Raw genomic sequence first — 21,322 nt, 5'->3', positions numbered from 1 at the left:
TTAGCGAGGTTTCGGCGCACCGAAACCCCTGCAGCGGCTAGCGTGGTCGCGTGACGCATGAGCAGGCGGATGCCTCGGGCCGCGAGTACCCCGAGCCCGAGCACGCCGAGCCGACCCTCGCGCACGGGGTCGGCCCGTGGCCCGGCGCACGCGACGAGTGGCCCGACGATACCCGGTACGACCCCGAGCTCCTCGCGCACGGCGACCGGCGCAACGTCGTCGACCGGTACCGCTACTGGCGCCTCGAGGCGATCGTCGCCGACCTCGACGAGCACCGGCATCCGTTCCACGTGGCCATCGAGAACTGGCAGCACGACCTCAACATCGGCTCGATCGTGCGCACCGCCAACGCGTTCGCCGCCGAGACCGTGCACATCATCGGCCGTCGCCGGTGGAACCGCCGCGGTGCGATGGTCACCGACCGCTATCAGCACCTCATGCATCATCCGGATGTCGCCGACTTCGTCGCATGGGCGAAGGCCCAGGCCCTGCCGATCATCGCGGTCGACAACGTCGAGGGCTCCCGGCCCGTCGATGACGTGGAGCTGCCCGAGCGCTGCGTGCTGCTGTTCGGGCAGGAGGGCCCCGGGCTGAGCGCCGAGGCGCTGGCCGCGGCCGACCAGGTCGTCGAGATCACCCAGTACGGGTCGACCCGGTCGATCAACGCGAGCGCGGCCGCGGCGATCGTCATGCACGAATGGGTGCGCCGGCACGCGCGCCGGTGAGCTCGGCAGCGCGGGGTATCCGCTCCGTCGCTGCCGCGTGTCGGAGAGTCGCGCCACGCGCCGACCACGAGACTTGACCCCATGCCCGTCGTCGACAACGCGATCTACCGGGACGGCCGTCGCGTCGCCAGTCCGGCGTCGCTCGAGGAGACCTTCGAGACGCTCTCGGAACACGGCGGCTTCGCCTGGATCGGCCTCTATCGCCCCACCGACGCCGAACTCGACGCCCTCGCCTCGGAGTTCAGCCTGCACCACCTCGCGATCGAGGACGCCCGCAAGGGCCACCAGCGGGCGAAGCTCGAACGCTACGGCGACGCGCTCTTCGTGGTGCTGCGGCCCGCGCGATACCTCGATGACGTCGAGAAGGTCGAGTTCGGAGAGCTGCACGTCTTCGTCGGACGCGACTTCGCCATCACGGTGCGGCACGCCGAGTCGCCCGACCTCGGCGCCGTGCGACGGCGCCTCGAGGCCACGCCCGACCTCCTGCAGAAGGGGGCGGAGGCCGTGCTCTATGCCGTGCTCGATCACGTCGTCGACGGCTACGCGCCCGTACTGACAGGGCTCGAGAACGACATCGACGAGATCGAGGAGCAGCTGTTCTCTGGCGACCCCGAGGTCACTCGGCGCATCTACGACCTCGCGAGCGAGGTGATGGAGTTCCAGCGCGCCAGCGGGCCCCTTGTCGACATGTTCCGCGCGCTCGAGCACGGCTTCGAGAAGTACAGCGTGGACGTGGAGCTGCAGCGCTACCTGCGCGACGTGCTCGATCACTCGATCCGGGCGATCGAGCGTGGGGAGTCCTTCCGGCAGCTCCTGCAGAACGCCCTCCAGGTGCACGCGTCGCTCGTGGCGCAGCGGCAGAACGAGGAGATGCGCCTGCTCAGCGAGACGAACCTCGCGCAGAGCGAGGAGGTGAAGAAGATCTCCAGCTGGGCCGCGATCATCTTCGCGCCCACGCTCATCGGCACCGTGTACGGCATGAACTTCACCGACATGCCCGAACTCGACTGGGAGTACGGCTACCCGTTCGCGCTGCTCCTGATGCTGGGCTTCGGCTTCACGCTGTACCTCATCTTCAAGCGCCGGAACTGGCTCTGACACCCGGCGACCTATGCGGGGCATCCGATCGCCGTTAGCGTGGGGGGATGACCGAGATCACCGACGATCTGCCCGCCCGGCTCCTGCACGAGGAGCACGCCGGATGGAAGGCCATCCTCGAGGGTCGCGGCGGCGAGCACTACCAGCGTGCCATGACCCGGGACGCCCTCATGATCGTGGAGGGTGCGGTGCTCGGCCGCGACGACATCCTCGCCGCCTTCCGGAGTGCGCCTCCGTGGGACGCGTACGAACTGCACGAGCCCGCCGTCATCCGGCTCGGCGACCATGCCGGCGTGCTCGCCTATCGCGCCGTCGCGCGCCGCGGCGACCAGACCGCGAACCTGCGCATGTCGACGACGTACCTCTACGACGACGGCGCGTGGCGGGTCGCCGCGCACCAGCAGACCCCGGCCTGACCCGCCCGGCACGGAAGCTCGTGCAGGAGAAGAGGCCCGATCCTCCCCTCAGGGCGGGATGGGGCCTCTTCTCCTGCACAAGCTGGAGCCGGGCGCCGCGCGCCGGGCGCCGCCGTGGGACGCGTCAGTCGGTGCCGAGGTCGAACGCCGCCGCCTCGTTCGCGGCATCCGTCGCCAGCTCGAGCTCGGTCTCGGTCTCGCCCGCCGAGATCTCGGCGGCCTGCCCGGCCTGGAGGTCGCCCACGAGCTCCGCCGTTGCGCCGCCGACGATGCCCTGCATCGCGTACTGCTCGAGGCGCGCCCGCGAGTCGGCGATGTCGAGGTTGCGCATCGTGAGCTGTCCGATGCGGTCCTCGGGGCCGAACGCCGCGTCGCCGACGCGCTCCATCGAGAGCTTGTCGGGGTGGTAGCTGAGGGCGGGGCCCTGGGTGTCGAGGATCGTGTAGTCGTCGCCGCGGCGCAGGCGCAGCCAGACCTCGCCGGTCACAGCCGAGCCCACCCAGCGCTGGATGGACTCGCGAAGCATGAGCGACTGCGGGTCGAGCCAGCGGCCCTCGTACATGAGGCGCCCGAGCCGGCGACCCTCGGCGTGGTAGTTCGCGATGGTGTCCTCGTTGTGGATCGCGTTGAGCAGCCGCTCGTACGCGATGTGCAGCAGGGCCATGCCCGGCGCCTCGTAGATGCCGCGGCTCTTCGCCTCGATGATGCGGTTCTCGATCTGGTCGGAGACGCCGAGCCCGTGCCGCCCGCCGATCGCGTTCGCCTCGTAGACGAGGGCGACGGGGTCGGCGAAGTGGGCGCCGTTGATTGCGACGGGTCGGCCCGCCTCGAATCGGATCGACACCTCTTCGGTGCGCACCTCCACGTCGTCGCGCCACGCGGCGACGCCCATGATCGGCTCGACGATGTCGAGCCCGGCGTTCAGCTCCTCGAGTCGCTTGGCCTCATGGGTGGCGCCCCAGATGTTCGCGTCGGTCGAGTACGCCTTCTCCGTCGAGTCGCGGTAGGGGAAGCCGCGCGCGACGAGCCACTCGCTCATCTCCTTGCGACCGCCGAGCTCGGTGACGAACGCGGCGTCGAGCCACGGCTTGTAGATGCGCAGCCGCGGGTTCGCCATCAGCCCGTAGCGGTAGAAGCGCTCGATGTCGTTGCCCTTGTAGGTCGAGCCGTCGCCCCAGATGTCGACGCCGTCCTCCTTCATGGCGCGCACGAGCAGCGTGCCCGTGACCGCGCGGCCGAGGGGCGTCGTGTTGAAGTACGTCTTGCCGCCCGACCGGATGTGGAATGCGCCGCACTGCAGGGCGACGAGGCCCTCCTCGACGAGCGGGGTCTTCGCGTCGACGTGGCGCGCGATCTCGGCGCCGTACTCCTTCGCCCGGCTGGGAACCGCGGCGATGTCGGGCTCGTCGTACTGGCCGATGTCGGCCGTGTACGTGCACGGCACGGCACCCTTCTCGCGCATCCAGGCGACCGCGACGGAGGTGTCGAGACCTCCGGAGAAGGCGATGCCGACGCGTTCGCCGACGGGCAGGCTGGAGAGGACTTTCGACATGCCCTCCAGCCTACTTGTGCGGATCCGCGCGGAACGACGGCGACGGATGCCCCGCGGCCCGTGACCTCCCGGGCCGCGGGAGGCCCCCACGATAAGGTTGAGTGTGACTCAAGACGAATCAGCACCTGACATCGAGGCGGCGCTCGTCGACGAGCCCGAGGTGCGGCAGGCGCTCGCCGAAGCCGATCGTGCATCGGTCCCATCGGTGGTGGCGGAGCATCCGTCGTCGCCCCTCGCCTGGGCTGAGCTCGCCGACCTCGCCGACTCCGAGGGCAACCCCATCGGCGCGTTCGCGTTCGCCGCGGTCGCCGTCGACCTCGCGCGTGAGCAGCTGACCGCCTCCGGGTGGACGCCCGGCGACCCCGTGCCGTGGTCGGACGAGCCCAACCGCGCCTACCTGCGCGCACTCGACGCGCAGCGACGCGCGGCCACGCAGCTCGGCCTCGACGACCGCGCGTCCCGGCTCGCCGACGAGCTCGCGGCCGCCGACGCCGAGGCGCCGGCCCGGATCGCCTCGGAGTTCACGCCGACCCAGCTCATGCCGATCGTGGGAACCGCCGGCCTCTTCGAGGCGACGGTCGAGACCCAGACCGACCCCGACCGACCGACCGACGAACCGCACGCCGCGGACGCGGCAGGAGAGGACTGAGCCATGCCCGCAGCCGTACTGATCGGAGCACAGTGGGGCGATGAGGGCAAGGGCAAGGCAACCGACCTGCTCGGCTCGCGTCTCGACTACGTCGTCAAGTTCAACGGCGGCAACAACGCCGGGCACACCGTCGTCGTCGGCGACGAGAAGTACGCCCTGCACCTGCTGCCGTCGGGCATCCTCACTCCCGGCGTCACGCCCGTGATCGCGAACGGCGTCGTCGTCGACATCGAGGTGCTCTTCGAGGAGCTCGAGGCGCTCGAGAGTCGCGGGGTGGATGTCTCGAAGCTGCGCGTCTCGGCGAACGCCCACCTCATCACCCAGTACCACCGCACGCTCGACAAGGTGACGGAGCGGTTCCTCGGCAAGCGCCAGATCGGCACCACCGGGCGCGGCATCGGCCCGGCCTATGCCGACAAGATCAACCGTGTCGGCCTGCGCATGCAGGACCTCTTCGACGAGAACATCCTGCGGCAGAAGGTCGAGGGCGCGCTCGACCAGAAGAACCACCTGCTCGTGAAGGTGTACAACCGTCGCGCGATCGGCGTCGACGAGGTCGTCGAGGAGCTGCTCGGCTACGTCGAGCGACTGCGCCCCATGGTCACCGACACCTCGCTGCTCCTGCACCAGGCCATCGAGCGCGGCGAGAACGTGTTGTTCGAGGGCGGCCAGGCGACCATGCTCGACGTCGACCACGGCACGTATCCGTTCGTGACGTCGTCGAACGCGACGAGCGGTGGCGCCGTCACGGGATCGGGCATCGCGCCGAACCGCATCGACCGCGTCATCGCCGTCGTGAAGGCGTACACGACCCGGGTCGGCGCCGGGCCCTTCCCGTCCGAGCTCTTCGACGAGTGGGGCGAGTTCCTCTCCGAGAAGGGTCACGAGTACGGCACGACCACAGGCCGTCGTCGTCGCACCGGATGGTACGACGCGCCCATCGCCCGCTATGCGGCGCGGGTCAACGGCGTCACCGACTTCGTACTCACGAAGCTCGACGTGCTCACGGGCATCGAGCGCATCCCGGTCGCGGTCGCCTACGAGGTCGAGGGGCAGCGCGTCGACGAGGTGCCCGTTTCGCAGTCCGACTTCCATCACGCGAAGCCCGTCTACGAGGAGTTCCCCGGCTGGACCGAGGACATCACAGGCGCACGCTCGTTCGACGAGCTGCCGCCCAACGCGCAGAGCTACGTGCGCGAGCTCGAGGCCATGAGCGGGTCGCGCATCTCGGCGATCGGCGTGGGCCCCGGCCGCGACGAGATCGTGCAGCTGCACGACCTGCTCGTCTGAGCGGCTCGTCGCCGCGACATCCGCTGACCGAAGCTGTTATGAACTGACTACGATCGTCACCAGGGCTGTATTCCGTTCGAGGAAGAGGTGACGCGTGGCCGGCGATATCGAACTGCCGCCGCCCTTTCCGCGGGCGGCGAGTTCGGCCGTCGAACCGCAGCACCTGCTGCTCACCGTGCTCGGCGACTACTGGTTCGGCCGAACCGAGGGCGTGCCGTCGGCGGCGCTCGTCGACCTGCTCGCCGAGTTCGGGGCCAGTGAGAGCGCCGCGCGCCAGGCCGTGCGGCGTCTCGCGGTGCGGGGCCTCCTGGTGCAGAGCAAGCACGGCCGCAGCACGTCGTACGCGCGCCCTCCGATGACCGAGGAGATCTCGCGGGCACGGATGCAGCGTGCGATGCGCTTCGGGGCGCATTCCCCCGACTGGGACGGCTGGTGGACGGTGGTCTCGTTCTCCGTTCCCGAACGTGAACGCGACGTGCGCCGCCAGCTCCGTGCGGGCCTGCGGCAGCTGCACTTCGGACTGCTCTACGACGCCAACTGGATCACCCCCCACGACCGGGTGGCCGAGGCGACCGAGCTGCTCGATCGGCTCGGCATCGATGCCGGCGTGGTCATGAAGGCCAGGCCGCAGCTGCGCGACGGGCAGTCGATCTCGTACGTCGACGCGTTCGAGCTCGGCGATCTCGCCGCCGAGTACCACCGCTTCATCGAGCGCTACGGGTCCGCGGCTCCCGACGCCCGCGACGGCCGCTTCGCACCGGCGGATGCGCTCGTGCTGCGCACCACCCTGATGAGCGAGTGGCTGTCGTTCCGCATCACCGACCCCGAGCTGCCCGACGAGCTGCTGCCGGACGACTGGCCGCGGCACCGCGCCCGCGAGGTGTTCGTCGAGGTCTACGACGCGCTCGCCGAGATCGCCGCGGTGCGGGTGCGGCAGATCCTCGATCGCCACGCGCCGGGGCTCGCCGCCGGGGTGTCGTTCCACCTCGCCCGCGACGCGGGCTGAGTTCGTCGCCCGGCGCCGTGAGCGCCGGAGCCCGTCAGGCGCGTACGAAGTCGAGCGGCACCGACCGGGTGCCCCACTCCGCCCAGATCGCCATCTCGGGCTCGCCGGCCGAGCTGAACCCGGCCGAGCGGGCGAGCACCTCTTCGAGCGTGATCGTCATCATCATGCGGGCGAGCGGGGCGCCGGGGCAGCTGTGCGTCCCGCGACCGAACGAGAGGTGTCTCGCGATGTTCGGTCGGTGCAGCCGGAACGCGTCCCCGTCGGGGAAGACCCGCTCGTCGCGGTTCGCCGACGTGTAGACGAGCGCCACGGGGTCGTCCTTGCGGATGAGCTGCCCGCCGACCTCGACGTCGACGCGCGCCGTGCGGGCCATGCCGCGGTACGGCGAGTACAGGCGCAGGAACTCCTCGACAGCCGCCGGGATGTCGCCCGGGTTGGCACGCAGGTGCTCCTGCAGCGCGGGGTCGCGGCTGAGGTGCACGAACATGTTGCCGATGAACACGCTCGGCGCGACCATGCCGGTGACGATGAGCTGGCGCACGCAGCCGAGCACCATCGCGTCGGGCAGGGGTGCACCGTCGTGCTCGGCTTCGATCAGCGCGGCGGTGAGGTCGGTCTCGGGGTCGTAGCCGCCGAGGCGGCGATCGTCGATGATCGACTGCGCGATCTCGTACAGTCGGGCGCTGAGCGAGCGCACGACCTCATGGTCGAGCACCTGGATCGCGTCGACGTAGGTGCCCGTCACCGACTTGATGAGCTCGGACGTGTCGACGTCGAGGTTGAAGAACTCGGCGAACACGTACGCCGGGAACCGGTGCGCGTACTGGGCGCAGACGTCGCCCCAGCCGGCGTCGATGAGGGGGTCGAGCAGTTCCACGGCGGCGCGGCGCACGGCCGGCTCGAGCGTGCGCATGCGGGGCGGCGTGAACGCGCGGTTGATCACGCGCCGGTACGCGGTGTGCTCGGGCGGGTCGAGGTGCAGCGGCGGACGCACGCCCGTGAAGGCGAACTTCGGGACGGCGTTCTGCTTCGTCGTGGTGAAGCGGTCGATGTCGGTGATCACGCTGAGCACCTCGTCGTAGCCGAGCAGCGCCCAGAACCCGTCGTACGCTTGGCTGCGCACGACCGGCCGCTCCCGCCGCAGCTGCGCGAACTCCTCGTGCGCGCTCGTGAACGTCTCGGGTTCGGGAGGCACCGGGTCGAAGTCGTGCGCGGCGCGTCGGGCGGACTCGGCGGCGGATGCCGCGGCATCCGGTGCCTCGGTGACGGCGGCGGACGCCGACATCGCGGCGAGGTACGGGCAACCGTTCTCGGTCAAGTGGGACCTCCGATGGATGACGGTGAGGGGCACGGTGGGGGCGGGCGGGGAGTTCCGCCCCCACCGTCGTCTCAGAATCCGAACAGGCTGAGGATCTTCTCGCGGGTCTCCTCGGGAACCGGACCGGGTCGCACGTAGCCGTCGACGAGGTTGACGCCGTAGGGCGAACCGGCCCCGGTCTCCTCGGCGAGCACGGTGTTGCCCTCTTCGCTCAGCACGAAGTGCGAGAACAGCCGCGCGGCGTTGGGGTTCGGGGCATCCGCCGACAGGCCGAGGGCGATCTCGGGACCGGTCGTCGGGCTGAGGCTGACGGTCTTCACGGGCGCCCCCTGCTCCTGCAGCGTCTTCACGATCGCGAGCACGCCGGGGTGCGCGAGGGAACCCTCACCGGCGGCCACGCCCTGGGTGGTGTTCACGGCGCTGTTCATCCACGTGGGGTTGTTGTCGGCGATCGCCTTCAGGTAGTCCTCGCCGTACTCGTCGAGCATGAGCGACCAGAACGAGAGGTTCGCGGGCGAGCTCGCCGGTTCGGCGAACAGCAGCTGGTCCTTGAACTCCGGTTCGGCGTAGGCCTCCCAGTCGTCGGGAGCGGGATCGACCAGGTCGGTGTTGTAGACCATCTCGGTGGGCACCATGCTCACGACTGCCGTGTCGCCGTCGGCGGCGAGGTAGTCGGCCGGGAAATCGTCGGGGAAGCCGGGGATCTCGGCCTCGTCGAGCGGCGTCAGCCACCCCTCGCCGAACGCCTCGTCGTAGAACGGCGAGTAGGTGAGCAGGATCGCGTCGGCCACCGTGGCGCCGGCGGCCGCCTCGGCCGAGAAGCGCTGCGACAGATCGGCGGACACGAGCCGCAGCACGGTCACGTCGATGTCGTACTTCTCGGTGAACGCGGCGGCGAGCTCGCGCAGGGCGCGTTCATCGGGGATGCCGTAGAGCGTGAGGCTGCCCTCGGCCTGGGCATCTTCGATGAGAGCGGTGAGCGCCGGGTCGTCGACCGCCGCGGTCGGGGCGTCGCCGCCCTGCGCACTGCCGTCGTCGCCTGAACTGCAGCCCGCGAGGGCCAGCGCGGTGATGGCCGCGACGGCGCCGATGGTGAGTCGTCTGGTCATGGTGGTGCCTCTCATGGGGTGGATCGGGTCGTGGGATCGAGCGGTGGGATCGGGTCGGTGGGTATGGCTGAGGTGCGGTCCAGTGGGGCGGATGCCGCGACCGGATCGGTGTCGGGGGGATGGCGGGGTGGCCGCCGGTGGTGACGAGCGGGGGGCCGGGTCAGCCCACCTTCGCCGTGATGCCGAAGCGGGATCTGCGTCGCGTGTAGGCGAGCACGATGGCGAGTACGGTGCCCGTGATCAGCACGAGCACGGTCGAGAGGGCCGCGAGCAGCGCGTAGGAGCCGCCGTTGAACACCTCGAGGATGCGGAAGCCGACGACGGGATTGCCGGTGCCGGACAGGATGGCCGAGGCGGTGAGGTCGCCCACGATCCGGATGAACAGCAGCGCCCATCCGGCGACGAGGCCGGGCACCATCAGCGGCAGCAGCACACGCACGAACGTGCGCACCGGGGAGGCTCCGGCGACGGCCGATGCCTCGGGCAGCTCGGAGCCGACGCCGCTCACGGCCGCGTCGGCGGCGATCGACGCCTGCGGCAGGTAGAGCGCGAGGTAGCCGATGAGGAGGATGGCGAGCGTGCCCGACAGGTTGAAGGGCGGCGCCGCGAGCAGGAGCAGCACGCCGACCGCGATCACCATGTTCGAGACGGCGGCGGGCAGCTTGATGCTCGCGTCCACCACGCGGGCGAACACGGTTCGCCGTCGCGCGACGTACAGCGCGATCATGGCCGCCGCGAGGATGCCGATGAGGCCGCCGACGAGGCCGAGTCCGAGGCTGTTCGCGAGCGCCTCGCGCGTGAGCAGGTCGTCGACGACCGCGAGACGCAGCGCATCGAGGCTGAGGCCCGACCAGTCGATCTTCGGAGTCCAGAACCCGTTGAGCGAGACGAGCACGAGCGCGACGACGGGCAGCAGCGTCGACACGAACACGTACAGGCCGACGAGGCCGCGCAGCGGCCACTTCCAGGCGCCGAGCCGGGTGATCCGGGGCCGGCCGCCCTTGCCGGTCATGGTGGCGAACCGGCCCTTGCGCAGCAGGCGCGCCTGCAGCAGGTAGGCGAGGCCGACGAAGAGCACGATGAACCCGCTGAGTCCGATCGCGACGTCGGTGTCGGGCGGATAGGTGAAGGTCAGCAGCTCCACGATGCGCACCGAGAGCACGTCGATGCCCGCGGGGGAGCCGACGATCGAGGGGATCGAGAACATGCCGAAGCCGAACCAGACGGCGAGCAGGAGGCCTGCCCCGATCCCCGGGGCGACCGATGGCAGGACCACCCGGATGAGGGTGCGCCACGCGGATGCCCCGCTGAGGCGCGACGCCTCCTCGAGGCTGGAGTCGAGGTTGCGCAGGCTCGCTGCGGCGTTCATGTACACGAACGGGACGGCGTAGAACGTGTACACCATGATCAGGCCGTACCAGCTGTTGATGTCGAACGGCCCGCTCTCGAGTCGCACGCCGAAGACGGCGAGCGCGTCTCGGAGCCAACTGTTCGCGAGGCCCGCGCGCGGCGCGAGCAGCATCGTCCAGCCCACGGCTCCCGCGACCGGCGGCAGCAGGAACGGCAGCAGCGGCAGCGCGTCGGAGAGCGCGCCCATACGGGCATCGGTGCGTTCGTTGAGCCAGGCGAGCGGTACGCCGATGACGAGGGCGGCGAGGCTCGAGCCGGCCACGACCAGGAGCGTGTTGAGGATCAGCGGGCCGAGGTCGGGCACGGCGAGGGTGCGCACGATCGGGTCGACGGTAAGGGCGCCGTCGACCCAGAACATGCCGATCAGCACGCGGGCGAGCGGCACGACCACGATGGCGATGAGCGCGAGGGCGATCACGAGGGTGACGGCGTCGAGCGGGTCGACGCGACGGCCCCGGATGCCGCGAGCGCCCAGGCCGCGGATCGGTGGCCGAACGGGCGTCGCGGTCGCCACCGTCAGCCCTCCCCGCCGGTCGGTGCCGACGAGGTCTCGAGGGGGAGGACGCGGACCTCATGCGGCTCGACCGAGAGCCACGCGGACGTGCCCGCTCCGAGCGCATCGGGGCGCGGGCTCCACAGGCGCGCCGGGGCGCCGCCGGCGACCAGGGTGTACTCGGTGTGCGAGCCGAGGAACATCGAGGTCTCGATGCGGGTGAGCCAGCGGTTGGGGGCCACCGGCTCTGCCGCGTGCAGGTGCCCGTGCTCGGGGCGCCAGAGCGCCACGACGGCGTCGCCGACGGAGAGTCGGGCCGCGGCATCCGTCGACACCACGCGACCGTGCGGGGTGTCCACGACGACCTCGGGGCCGTTGAGCTCGACGACGCGACCCTCGAGCTCGTTGATCGCGCCGATGAAGCGCGCGACGTACGGCGTGGCGGGCCGGGCGTACACCTCGTGGGGGGTGCCGAGCTGTGCGATCCGGCCTCGGTCGATGACGGCGATCCGGGTCGCGAGCTCCATGGCCTCGGCCTGGTCGTGCGTCACGAACAGGGCGGTGAAGCCGAGCCGGTGCTGCATGGCGACGAGTTCGAGGCGGAGCTGTTCGCGCACCTTCGCGTCGACGTTCGAGAGCGGCTCGTCGAAGAGGATGAGGTCGTCGTTGCTCACGAGCGCGCGGGCGAGGGCCACGCGCTGCTGCTGGCCGCCCGAGAGCTGGGCGGGGTACTGCCGGGCCAGTTCGGGGATGCCGACCTGGGCGAGTGCCTCCCCGACTCGGCGGGCGACCTCCGCCTTCGCCTGGCGCGGGCGCCGGCTCTGCAGGGGATAGGCCACGTTGCGGAACACGGTCATGTGCGGCCAGAGCGCGTACGACTGGAAGATCATGCTGAGGCCGCGCTTCTCGGGCGGAACCGCGATGCCGCGCTCGGAGGAGAACGCGATGCGACCCGAGATCTCGATGCTGCCCTCTTCGGGTGTCTCGAGGCCGGCGATGGTGCGCAGCAGGGTCGTCTTGCCGCAGCCGCTCGGCCCCAGCAGCACGAGGAACTCACCCGGCTCGACGGCGAGGTCGACGTCGTCGATCGCTGCCACGATGCTGCCGTCCTCGCGGCGGAAGCGCTTGCGAAGACCGCGCACCGCCACGGTGGGCGATGACGCCCCGGACGGCTCGGGTGCGGCCAGGGCGGGGGAGTCGGCCGGCTCGCGCTCGATCACCACGGGACGGTCTTGGCTCATCGGAATCTCCATCGACTGCAACTCGAATCACACCGGTGCGATTCATGCCACCCTGAGAGTAACGATCGGTCATGCGAGCGTCAAGCTTTTGAGATCGATCTGTGACCTCGAGGGCGCATGTCAACCGGACAGGTATCCAAGCCGAGGTGGCCTGAACCGCGGAAAGCCGGGCAACGTCTCACAACACTTGACACGATGATGACCGCTCGTTACTTTTGTGCATGCCTGTTGACGAGCATCCGCCGTCGATACCGAGCCGTTCACAACGATGTGGAGAACCCCCCAATGAAGCCCACCCGCGCCGTCGCCGTGTTCGCGGCCGCCGCCCTCTCGCTCTCACTCGCGGCGTGCGCCGCAGGCGCCGCATCGGACCCGTCCGAGGAGGCCGATGAGACCACCGGCGCCGAGGCCCCGCTCTACGACCAGCTGCCCGAAGAGTTCCGCGACGCCGGTGAGATCGTGATCGCCGGCGACACCCACCCGCCGTACCGCACCATCGAGGAGGACGGCAAGATCACCGGCATCGACCCCGACATCCAGGCGGCGCTCTCCGAGCAACTCGGCGTGCCGTTCACGATCGAGACCGCCTCCGGCCTCGACGCCATGCTCACCGGCATGCTCTCTGGCCGGTACGACGCCTTCAACGGCCCGCTCCGCACGACCGCCGAGCGCGAGGCCGAGTTCGACGCCGTCGTCTGGATGACCACGCGCACCTCCTACGTGTACCTCGAGGAGCGTGCGAAGGAGTTCTCCGACAGCGGCGACGTGTGCGGCGTCCGAGTGGCCGGGGTCACCGGATCGGTGACCGAGAGCCAGGTCGGTCGACTCAACGAGTGGTGCGCAGCCGAGGGGCGTGAGCCCGCGGAGTTCGTCGGATTCGAGGACACGAACTCGACCTTCCTCGCGGTCAACTCCGACCGTGCCGACGTGGCCGGCACGACCCAGACGGCGGCGATCGACCTGCAGAAGTCCGACCCCGGTCGCTACGGCTTCGTCGTGCAGACCGACGAGCAGGGCGCCGGCATCGACCAGCTGGCCCTCTTCATGCCGAAGGGATCAGGGCTCGCCGAGCCGATGCTGGCGGCGTTCGAGGGCATCTTCGAGAACGGCCGCTACGCCGAGATCATGGAGGAATGGGGCATCGCCGACGTCGCCGTCGAGGAGCCGGTCCTGAACCCGTTCACCTCCAAGTGACCTCCATGTCCACCGTCACACCGCCACGAGATGGCACCGGCACACCACCACCGACGGGGCCATCGCCCGAGGTCGTCGACGCGGCATCCGCTTCGCCCAGGTTCCGGCCGGCACGTGTGCTGATCGCGATCCTGCTCGCCGCGATCGTGGTGCAGCTGGTCGTGTTCATGGCGACGAACGACCGCTTCGACTGGCCCGTCGTCGCCGCGTACCTGTTCAATCCGAGCGTGATCGGCGGACTCGGCGTCTCCATCGTGCTGACCATCGTCGGGATGGTGCTGGGGTCCCTCCTCGGCACCATCCTGGCGGCGGGGCAGTTGAGCGACTTCGGCCCCATCCGGTGGTTCTGCATCGGCTTCGTCAGCCTCTTCCGCGGGGTGCCCCCGCTCGTGCAGCTCATCTTCTGGTTCAACCTCGCCTACCTGCTGCCGCGCCTCGCGATCGGCGTGCCGTTCGGCCCCGAGCTCGTCTCGTGGTCGACGAACGACCTGATCACTCCGTTGACGGCGGCCATCATCGGGCTTTCGCTGCACGAGGCCGCCTACATGGCCGAGATCATCCGAGCGGGAATCATCTCGGTCGACCACGGCCAGCGCGACGCCGCGCTCGCCATGGGTTTCTCGCGCTGGCACTCCTTCTCACGCGTCGTGCTGCCGCAGGCGATGCGGGTCATCATCCCGCCGACGGGCAGCCAGGTCATCGCCCTGCTCAAGGGCACCTCGCTCGTGAGCGTGATCGCGATGGGCGATCTGCTGCACTCGGTGCAGGTCATCTACAACCGCACCTACCAGGTCGTTCCGATGCTCATCGTCGCGGTGATCTGGTACCTCGTGGTCGTCACGCTGCTCACGCTCGTGCAGCGCCGCGTCGAACGGCACTTCGGGCGCGGGCAGTCGCGCCAGACGGGCACGCCGCGGCGCGGTGCGGCGGCGAAGCGGCCGCCGACCTCCACCGGAGCCCTGCGCACGACGGAGGTGATCCCATGAACCGCGCCCGACAGACGGAGCCCGTGCTGCGCGTCGAGCGGCTCCGCAAGCACTTCGGCGATCACGCCGCGCTCGACGGTGTCGACCTCACGGTGGCCGAGGGTGAGGTCGTCGCGATCCTCGGGCCCTCGGGCTCGGGCAAGTCGACGCTCGTGCGTTGCATCGACCAGCTCGAGACGATCGACGGCGGGGCGATGTACCTCGACGGCGTGCTCCTCGGCTTCGAGGCGCATCGCGGTGGCCTCCGGCCCCTCCCCGACCGCGGAACCGAGGCGCAGCGCCGCCGCATGGGCATGGTGTTCCAGCAGTTCAACCTGTTCCCCCACTGGACCGTGCTCCGCAACATCACCGAGGCGCCGATCCGGGTGCACGGCGTGCCCCGGGCCGAGGCGACGAAGCGTGCTCTGGAACTGCTCGAGCGCGTCGGCCTCTCCGACAAGGCCGACGAGCATCCGCGCCGGCTCTCGGGCGGCCAGCAGCAGCGCGTCGCCATCGCGCGCGCCGTGGCGACCGGGCCCCGCATCCTCCTCTTCGACGAACCCACGAGCTCCCTCGACCCCGAGCTCGTCGACGAGGTGCTGTCGGTGATGAAGGCGCTCGCCGATGACGGCATGACGATGATCGTGGTCACGCACGAGCTCGAGTTCGCCAGGAACGTCGCCGATCGGTGCGTGTTCATGGCCGACGGGCGCGTGGTCGAGGAGGCCCCGGCGGCCGAGTTCTTCGCCTCGCCTCGCACCAGTCGGCTGCGTGCGTTCCTCACCAGGGGCCCGGCCGCGGCATCCGCCGACCGCGAGGTGCCCGCATGAGCGCGGGCCTGACCATCGTCGCGACCGGCGACCTCGTGCTCGAGACCTCCGACCCCGCCCGGTTGCTCGAGCCGACCGCCGGAATCCTCAGGGCGGCGGATGTCGCGATCGGCCAGCTCGAGATCCCGCACACCGAGCACGCCGAGGTCACGTCGAGCGACGTGCCGGCCCTGCCCGGTGACCCGGCCGCGCTCGCCGCGGTGCGGAGCGCCGGATTCGACGTGCTGACCATGGCCGGCAACCACGTGGCCGACTTCGGATCGGCCGGTGTGCTCGACACCCGCCGGCACGCCGAGGCGGCCGGGCTCGTCGTCGCCGGGGCGGGAGCGAACCTCGACGAGGCATCACGCCCCGCGATCGTCGAGCGCGGCGGACGCACTGTCGCCGTGTTCTCGTACAACTGCGTCGGCCCGCGGGAGACGTGGGCCGGATCGATGAAGGCGGGCGGCGCGTGGGTGCGCGTCATCACCCACTACGAGCCGCAGGGTGCGAACCCGGGCGGCCCGCCCGAGGTGTACACGTTCGCGGAGCGCACCTCCCTCGACCGTATGCGAGCCGACATCGGGCGCGCCGTCGCCGACGGCCACGTGGTCGTGGTCGCCCTGCACAAGGGCCTCGTGCACGTGCCCGCGCGCCTCGCCGACTACGAGTTCGAGGTCTCCCGCGCGGCGATCGACGCCGGGGCATCCGCCGTCATCGGCCACCATGCGCACCTGATGCGCGGCGTCGAGCTCTACCGCGGCGCCCCGATCTTCCACGGGCTCGGCAACTTCGCCACGGTGACCCGGGCCCTCGGCGGCGCCGCCGACGATGCGCCCGAGCGGCGTGAATGGGCTGAACGACGCCGCGTGCTGTTCGGCTTCGAGCCCGATCCCGCCATGCCCGAGTACCCGTTCCACCCCGAGAGCCGCAACACGGCGATCGCCGTGCTCGACGTCGACGAACGCGGGCGAGTGACGCCCGCGCTCATTCCCTGCTGGATCGACGACACGGCCCGCCCCGTGCCGGTCGGCCGCGGCGACGACGGCGATCGGGTCGCTGACTACCTGCGCCGCATCACCACCGTCGCACGCCTCGGCACCACGCTGCACTGGGACGGCGATCGCCTCGCCGTCCGATCCGAAGACGGAAGGATGTCCGCATGACTTCGCGCCCCCTGGAGGGGATGACCGTGATCGACCTGACCACCGCGCTCGCAGGGCCCTACGCCACCCTGCTGCTCGGTGGGCTGGGCGCGCGGGTCATCAAGGTCGAGAACCCCCGCACCGGCGGCGACTCGGCCCGCAACAACTCCCCCTACGTCACCGCCCACGGACTGCGCGTGGTGCGGGAGGAGCCCGAGGACATGTCGGTGTCGATGATGCTCCGCGGCCGCAACAAGGAGAGCATCACGCTCGACCTCAAGACGCCCGAGGGTGTGGAGGTGCTGCGCGACCTCATCGCCGGCGCCGACATCCTCGTCGAGAACTACAGCGCGGGCGTCACCCACCGGCTCGGCATCGACTACGAGGCGGTGCGAGACCTCAACGAGCGGCTCGTGTACACCTCGATCAGCGGCTTCGGTGCGCAGGGCGTGGCCGGGTCGGGCAAGGCCATGGACACGATCGTGCAGGCGCTCAGCGGCGTGATGATGACCGCGGGTGAGCCGGGCGACGCGCCGGTGCGCTTCGGACTGCCGGTCGGGGACCTCGTCGCCCCGCTGTTCGCGATCATCGGCACTCTCAGCGCGGTACTCCACGCCGAGCGCACGGGGGAGGGGCAGCACGTCGACGTCTCGATGCTCGGCTCGCTCACCTCGCTCGTGGCCTGCGAGCCGTTCGACGCGCTCGAATCCGTGGGCTTCCCGCTGCGCACCGGAGCCGTCGTGCCGCGACTCGCGCCGTTCGGCACGTTCGCCACGACCGACGGCTGGTTCGCCATCTGCGCCCCCACCGACGATTTCGCGCGTGGCGTGCTGGCGGCGCTCGGGGAGCCCGCGCTGACCGACGACCCGCGATTCGCCGACCGTGACTCGCGCGTGGCCAACGCCGACGAGCTGCACGCGATGATCGCGGGATGGGCGCAGCACCGCACTGTCGCCGAGGCCGTCGCCACCATGGAGGCGAACGGCGTGCCGACGGCGCCCGTGCGCGGCACCGCCGATGCGGTGCGCGACGAGCTCGTGCAGTCCCGCCGCGAGGTGGTGCCGCTCGTGCATCCCCTGCATGGACACGTCGACGGCCTGTACGGCACCGGCGTGCCGGTCACCTTCTCGAGGAGCACCGCAGGCCTCGACGTGCCGGCGCCCAAACTCGGCGAGCACACCCACGAGATCCTCACCGCCCTGCTCGGCTACAGTGACGACCGGATCGCCGGCCTTCGGGCGGCGGGAGTGCTGTGACCCGCGCCGTCGAGGCGACGGCGGCGCTCGCCACCGCGTACGCGCACCGCTTCGACGGTGCCGTCGTCGCCGGCGCGCCGCCTCGCATCGGCGTGGTCGGCGGCGACCTGGCGCGGCAGCTCGTCCTCGCCGCGGGTGCCCTGCCGATGCGACTCTGGCACCCGGGGGTGCACGCGAGCGACGAGGCGGCTCGCCTCCTCGGAGCCACGGATGCCGCGTCCGCCGCGGTGCTCACCGGATTCCTCGGCGGCAGCTTCGACGGGCTCGCCGGCGTCGTGGTCTGCAACGACTGTCAAGCGTCGCTCCGCCTGTTCTACGTCCTGCGAGAGCTCCGGGAGCGCGGGCGGCTCACGATGCCCGTGCACCTGTTCGACCTCCAGCGCGGCGGGCGTGCCCCGACACGTGCGTTCAACCGGTTCCAGTTCGAGCGGCTCGTGGGCGTGCTCACCGCGTGGACGGGGAACGCCATCACGGAGGAGGGGCTCGCGGATGCCGCGGCCGACGAGCTCGCGCTCGGCGCCGCGTTGCGGCGACTCACCGCGGCCCGCCGCGCCCACGGCGCCACCCTGTCGGGAACCACTGCACTGCACGCGTTCGGCGTGGCCGCGAGCCTGCCGCCGCGGGATTCCGCGGCGCTCATCGACGCCGTCGTCGAGACGACCGTCGAGCGCGCCGACATCGTGCGCACGGTCGCAGATTCCGAGCACGAGCCGCCCCTGCGCCTCCTCGTCTCGGGCAGCACCCACCCCGACGACGAGCTCTCCCGCTTCATCGAGCGCGGTGATCGCGCCCGGATCGTGGGCGACGACCACGGCACCGGCGAGGGCGCGTGGCTCGGCGTGGCCGCGGCATCCGGCACCGACATCGTCGAGGGCCTGCTCGCCTTGCACGAGGCCAGGCCGCCCGAGTCGGCCACGGCGACGATCGTCGCACGCGTCGAGTGGATGCGACGCCACACGTCGGACACCGGCGCCGACGCCGTGCTCGTGTTGACGCGACGACACGACGAAGCGCCGCTCTGGGACTTCCCGGCGCTGCGTCGCGCCCTTGCCGCCGACGGCATCCCCGCGGAGCTCCTGCGGTCCATCGACGACGGTGCCGGCGACGCGATGACGGCCATCGACGCCGCGCTCGTCCGTCTTCGTGCCGGGGTCGCCCGGGCCTCCCATGAGCGGGCACGCCCATGACGCCGAGCCACCGCCCACGACTCGCCGCGGCCCTCGCCGCCACGGAATACCAGCGCGAATGGTTCGCCGAGCACCGCCGCCGGGTCACGGCCGGCTCCCCGTCCGCCCTCGTGAACGCCGACGCGCCGCAGGAGATCCTGCGCGCCATGGACATCCCCTACGTCGTCAACCAGTGGTGGGCCTCGGTGATCTCCGCGAAACGGCAGGCCGAGGCGAGCCTCGCGGTGCTCGCCGAGCAGGGCTACCCCGACGACAGCCGCCAGTACGACGCGCTCGCGCTCGGAGCCCAGGGGCTGCCGGCCGAGGGGGCGCCGTGGGGAGGTCTGCCGCGACCCGACTTCGTCGTCTGCGAGCGCGGCGGCGACGTCGCGCACAAGATCTTCGAGCTGTGGACCGAGCACGCCGAGACGGAGTTCTTCTGCTACTCGCGCACGGGCGGCGACCCGGCGCCGCACCGGTGGTGGGAGCTCGTGCCGCACCGGTGGGAGGAGGCGTTCGGCCGCGAGCGCATCGACCTCCTCGCCGCTGAGAACGAGCAGCTCATCGAATGGCTCGAGCGGCGCACGGGCCGCCGCCTCGATCGCGCCCGCCTGGCCGAGGTCATGGCGCTGACGAACGAGCAGGCGGAGTGGAACCGGCGCACGCGCGACCTCATTGCGAGCGCCCGGCCGACGCCGATCGAGGTCACCGATTCGATCCCTGCCGTGATGATCCCGCAGTGGCACCGCGGCACCCGCTGGGCGGTCGACGCGGCCGAGCGGCTGTACCGCGAGGTGCAGGAGCGGGTCGAGGCCGGGGTCGGCGTCGCCGACCGCGAGCGACGCCGCCTCATGTGGATCGGCCGCGGCGTGTGGGGCGATCTCGACCTCTACCGGCACTTCCAGGAGGAGTTCGGTGCGGTGTTCGTCTGGTCGATGTACCTTGCGATCGCGGCCGACGGGTACGTCCGCTATGGCGACGACCCCGTCCGTGCGCTCGCCGCCCGGTTCGTCGGCATCACCGACCAGCTCTACATGCCGCCGTGGTCGGCGGAATGGTATGTGAAGGAGGCGCTCGCGCACGGCGTCGACGGCGTCGTGCATCTCGCCGCGAGCGACACCCCCGGTAGCGTCTTCATCACCCAAGCGCTCGAGGCGGCGGGCGTGCCGGTGCTCGAGATCGCGGCCGACAACACCGACCCCCGGTCGGTCGAGGCGGCGCGGCTGCGCGAGCGCATCGCGACGTTCCTCGAGGCGCGAGTGCCGGCGCTCACCTGATGGTGCCGAGCTGGCCGGCGCTCGACCCGTTCCGCGAGCGCCGCTTCGGGCTGTTCTTCGCCGGCCAGGTGATCTCGAACACGGGCACCTGGTTCCAGAGCCTCGCCCTGTCGCTGGTGGTGCTCGAGGTGTCGGGCAGCGCCGCGGCGCTCAGCGCGGTGATGGCCGCGCAGTTCGCACCGCTGCTGCTGTTGAGCGTGCCCGCCGGCCGGCTCGCCGATCGGGCGCGCCCACGCGACATCCTGCTCATCACCTCATTCGCGTCGGCGGTGGTCGTCGCGGTGTTGGCGCTGCAGGTGGCGACGGCGGATGCCTCGCTGCCCGTGATCTTCGCCGGCATCGTGCTGCTCGGCACCGCGAACGCGTTCGACCGCGTGGCCTCGCAGGCGATCGTGTACGAACTGGTCGGGCCGAGCCGGCTGCGCCGCGCCGCGTCGCTCAGCACTCTCGCACTGGCGGCGGCGAGGTCGATCGGTCCCGGCCTCGCCGGGCTGGCATTCGCCGGATTCGGCGCGGGCGCGTGCCTGGCGGTGAACGCGGCGTCGTACCTCGTGGTGTTCGCGTTCGTGCTCGCCATCAGACCGTCGCGGCTGTACCCGCGACATCCGGTGCAGGAATCGGGGTCGATGGCCGATGCGATGCGCACGGCGGGGAAGAACCGTCCCATCGTGGTGCTGCTCGTGGTCAACGTCGTCGTGTCGCTCTTCGCGCTGAACCTCATGGTCGTGGTCACGGCGACCGTGACGCTCACGTTCGCCGGCGACGCGGTGAGCCTGGGCGCGGCGCATGCCATCAACGCGGTCGGCGCGATCGTCGGCGGCCTCATCGCCGCGAGCCGGCGCCACACCGGGGTGCACACCCTCGTCGGCGCCTGCCTCGCGTTCGCCGCGGCACTCGGCGCGAACGCCGCGGCACCGGGGCTCGCGGTGTTCCTCGCCATGGCGCCCGTGCTCGGGCTGGGGGTCGGGTACTACCAGGGCGTGCTGCACGGCGCCGCCCAGGGGGCGGTCGCGCCAGCGCAGCTCGGGCGCACGATGTCGCTCGTCACCCTCGGCAGCTACGGGGTCGTGCCGTTCGGCGCGGTGCTCATGGGATTCGTGATCGACGCGAGTTCGGGTCGCGTTGCGCTCGCGATCGGCGCCGTCGCCTGCGTCGTGTGCGCGGGGTTCGTCGCCGCCGTGCTCCGACGCGAGGATGCGTGAT

General features: G+C 71.0%; 19 protein-coding genes. 14 read left to right on the top strand and 5 right to left on the bottom strand.

The features are described 5' to 3' along the window. Positions 1-50: 50 nt before the first annotated feature. The 3 genes from AB0K73_RS01720 to AB0K73_RS01710 all read left to right on the top strand — a co-directional run bounded on the left by AB0K73_RS01720 (position 51) and on the right by AB0K73_RS01710 (position 2,239). A complete protein-coding gene (locus tag AB0K73_RS01720) occupies positions 51-725 on the top strand; it encodes an RNA methyltransferase (RefSeq protein ID WP_360510919.1) in 675 nt (224 codons plus the stop codon). Positions 726-806: 81 nt separating this feature from the next. Then, entirely contained in the window at positions 807-1,823 is a 1,017-nt protein-coding gene (locus AB0K73_RS01715) for a magnesium and cobalt transport protein CorA (RefSeq protein WP_360510920.1), read from the top strand. Between the two features lie 47 nt (positions 1,824-1,870). After that, positions 1,871-2,239, top strand: a complete 369-nt coding sequence (locus AB0K73_RS01710; RefSeq protein ID WP_360510921.1) for a nuclear transport factor 2 family protein — start codon at positions 1,871-1,873, stop codon at positions 2,237-2,239. Positions 2,240-2,363: 124 nt separating this feature from the next. Here AB0K73_RS01710 and argG read toward each other — a convergent pair whose 3' ends face one another. Further along, the gene (argG, locus tag AB0K73_RS01705) at positions 2,364-3,791 is read right to left on the bottom strand and encodes an argininosuccinate synthase (protein WP_360510922.1); all 1,428 of its coding nucleotides are present in this window, start codon (positions 3,789-3,791) and stop codon (positions 2,364-2,366) included. Between the two features lie 103 nt (positions 3,792-3,894). On the opposite strand from argG, the gene AB0K73_RS01700 reads away from it, so the two are divergent. From AB0K73_RS01700 to AB0K73_RS01690, 3 genes are all read left to right on the top strand, one after another. Continuing rightward, on the top strand, positions 3,895-4,440 hold the full coding sequence (locus AB0K73_RS01700) for a DUF3151 family protein (protein WP_360510923.1): 546 nt from the start codon (positions 3,895-3,897) through the stop codon (positions 4,438-4,440). Positions 4,441-4,443: 3 nt separating this feature from the next. Next, positions 4,444-5,730: an adenylosuccinate synthase gene (locus tag AB0K73_RS01695; protein ID WP_360510924.1), complete on the top strand. Its 1,287-nt coding sequence runs from the start codon at positions 4,444-4,446 to the stop codon at positions 5,728-5,730. A gap of 94 nt (positions 5,731-5,824) precedes the next feature. After that, complete coding sequence (locus AB0K73_RS01690; RefSeq protein WP_360510925.1) at positions 5,825-6,736, top strand: PaaX family transcriptional regulator C-terminal domain-containing protein; 912 nt, start codon at positions 5,825-5,827, stop codon at positions 6,734-6,736. Between the two features lie 34 nt (positions 6,737-6,770). On the opposite strand, the gene AB0K73_RS01685 is transcribed toward AB0K73_RS01690, so the two are convergent. The 4 genes from AB0K73_RS01685 to AB0K73_RS01670 form a co-directional block, all read right to left on the bottom strand. After that, positions 6,771-8,054: a cytochrome P450 gene (locus tag AB0K73_RS01685; protein ID WP_360510926.1), complete on the bottom strand. Its 1,284-nt coding sequence runs from the start codon at positions 8,052-8,054 to the stop codon at positions 6,771-6,773. A 71-nt stretch (positions 8,055-8,125) separates the two neighbouring features. Then, positions 8,126-9,163 (bottom strand): extracellular solute-binding protein, encoded by a 1,038-nt coding sequence (locus tag AB0K73_RS01680; protein ID WP_360510927.1) that lies wholly within the window; start codon positions 9,161-9,163, stop codon positions 8,126-8,128. A 160-nt stretch (positions 9,164-9,323) separates the two neighbouring features. After that, entirely contained in the window at positions 9,324-11,087 is a 1,764-nt protein-coding gene (locus tag AB0K73_RS01675) for an iron ABC transporter permease (RefSeq protein ID WP_360510928.1), read from the bottom strand. A 2-nt stretch (positions 11,088-11,089) separates the two neighbouring features. Beyond that, entirely contained in the window at positions 11,090-12,307 is a 1,218-nt protein-coding gene (locus AB0K73_RS01670; protein ID WP_360510929.1) for an ABC transporter ATP-binding protein, read from the bottom strand. Positions 12,308-12,592: 285 nt separating this feature from the next. Here AB0K73_RS01670 and AB0K73_RS01665 point away from each other — a divergent pair, with 285 nt between their 5' ends. The 8 genes from AB0K73_RS01665 to AB0K73_RS01630 are packed head-to-tail and all read left to right on the top strand — an operon-like array spanning position 12,593 to position 21,321. Next, positions 12,593-13,501, top strand: a complete 909-nt coding sequence (locus tag AB0K73_RS01665) for a transporter substrate-binding domain-containing protein (RefSeq protein ID WP_360510930.1) — start codon at positions 12,593-12,595, stop codon at positions 13,499-13,501. A gap of 5 nt (positions 13,502-13,506) precedes the next feature. Then, a complete protein-coding gene (locus AB0K73_RS01660; RefSeq protein ID WP_360510931.1) occupies positions 13,507-14,487 on the top strand; it encodes an amino acid ABC transporter permease in 981 nt (326 codons plus the stop codon). Further along, a complete protein-coding gene (locus AB0K73_RS01655) occupies positions 14,484-15,296 on the top strand; it encodes an amino acid ABC transporter ATP-binding protein (protein WP_360510932.1) in 813 nt (270 codons plus the stop codon). The genes AB0K73_RS01660 and AB0K73_RS01655 overlap by 4 nt, the downstream gene beginning before the upstream one ends. After that, complete coding sequence (locus AB0K73_RS01650; RefSeq protein ID WP_360510933.1) at positions 15,293-16,441, top strand: CapA family protein; 1,149 nt, start codon at positions 15,293-15,295, stop codon at positions 16,439-16,441. Before AB0K73_RS01655 ends, AB0K73_RS01650 begins: the two co-directional genes overlap by 4 nt. Next, the gene (locus AB0K73_RS01645) at positions 16,438-17,676 is read left to right on the top strand and encodes a CoA transferase (protein ID WP_360510934.1); all 1,239 of its coding nucleotides are present in this window, start codon (positions 16,438-16,440) and stop codon (positions 17,674-17,676) included. Before AB0K73_RS01650 ends, AB0K73_RS01645 begins: the two co-directional genes overlap by 4 nt. Further along, the gene (locus AB0K73_RS01640) at positions 17,673-18,863 is read left to right on the top strand and encodes a 2-hydroxyacyl-CoA dehydratase family protein (protein WP_360510935.1); all 1,191 of its coding nucleotides are present in this window, start codon (positions 17,673-17,675) and stop codon (positions 18,861-18,863) included. Before AB0K73_RS01645 ends, AB0K73_RS01640 begins: the two co-directional genes overlap by 4 nt. Further along, positions 18,860-20,119, top strand: coding sequence for a 2-hydroxyacyl-CoA dehydratase family protein (locus AB0K73_RS01635; RefSeq protein WP_360510936.1), 1,260 nt, complete (start codon positions 18,860-18,862; stop codon positions 20,117-20,119). The genes AB0K73_RS01640 and AB0K73_RS01635 overlap by 4 nt, the downstream gene beginning before the upstream one ends. Continuing rightward, the gene (locus AB0K73_RS01630; protein WP_360510937.1) at positions 20,119-21,321 is read left to right on the top strand and encodes an MFS transporter; all 1,203 of its coding nucleotides are present in this window, start codon (positions 20,119-20,121) and stop codon (positions 21,319-21,321) included. Before AB0K73_RS01635 ends, AB0K73_RS01630 begins: the two co-directional genes overlap by 1 nt. The last annotated feature ends 1 nt before the right edge of the window (position 21,322 follow it).

Origin of the sequence: Agromyces sp. NPDC052230 (genome assembly GCF_040679595.1) — a bacterium.
Classification (GTDB): Bacteria; Actinomycetota; Actinomycetes; order Actinomycetales; family Microbacteriaceae; genus Agromyces.
This window is presented reverse-complemented; position numbering and strand designations above follow the sequence as displayed.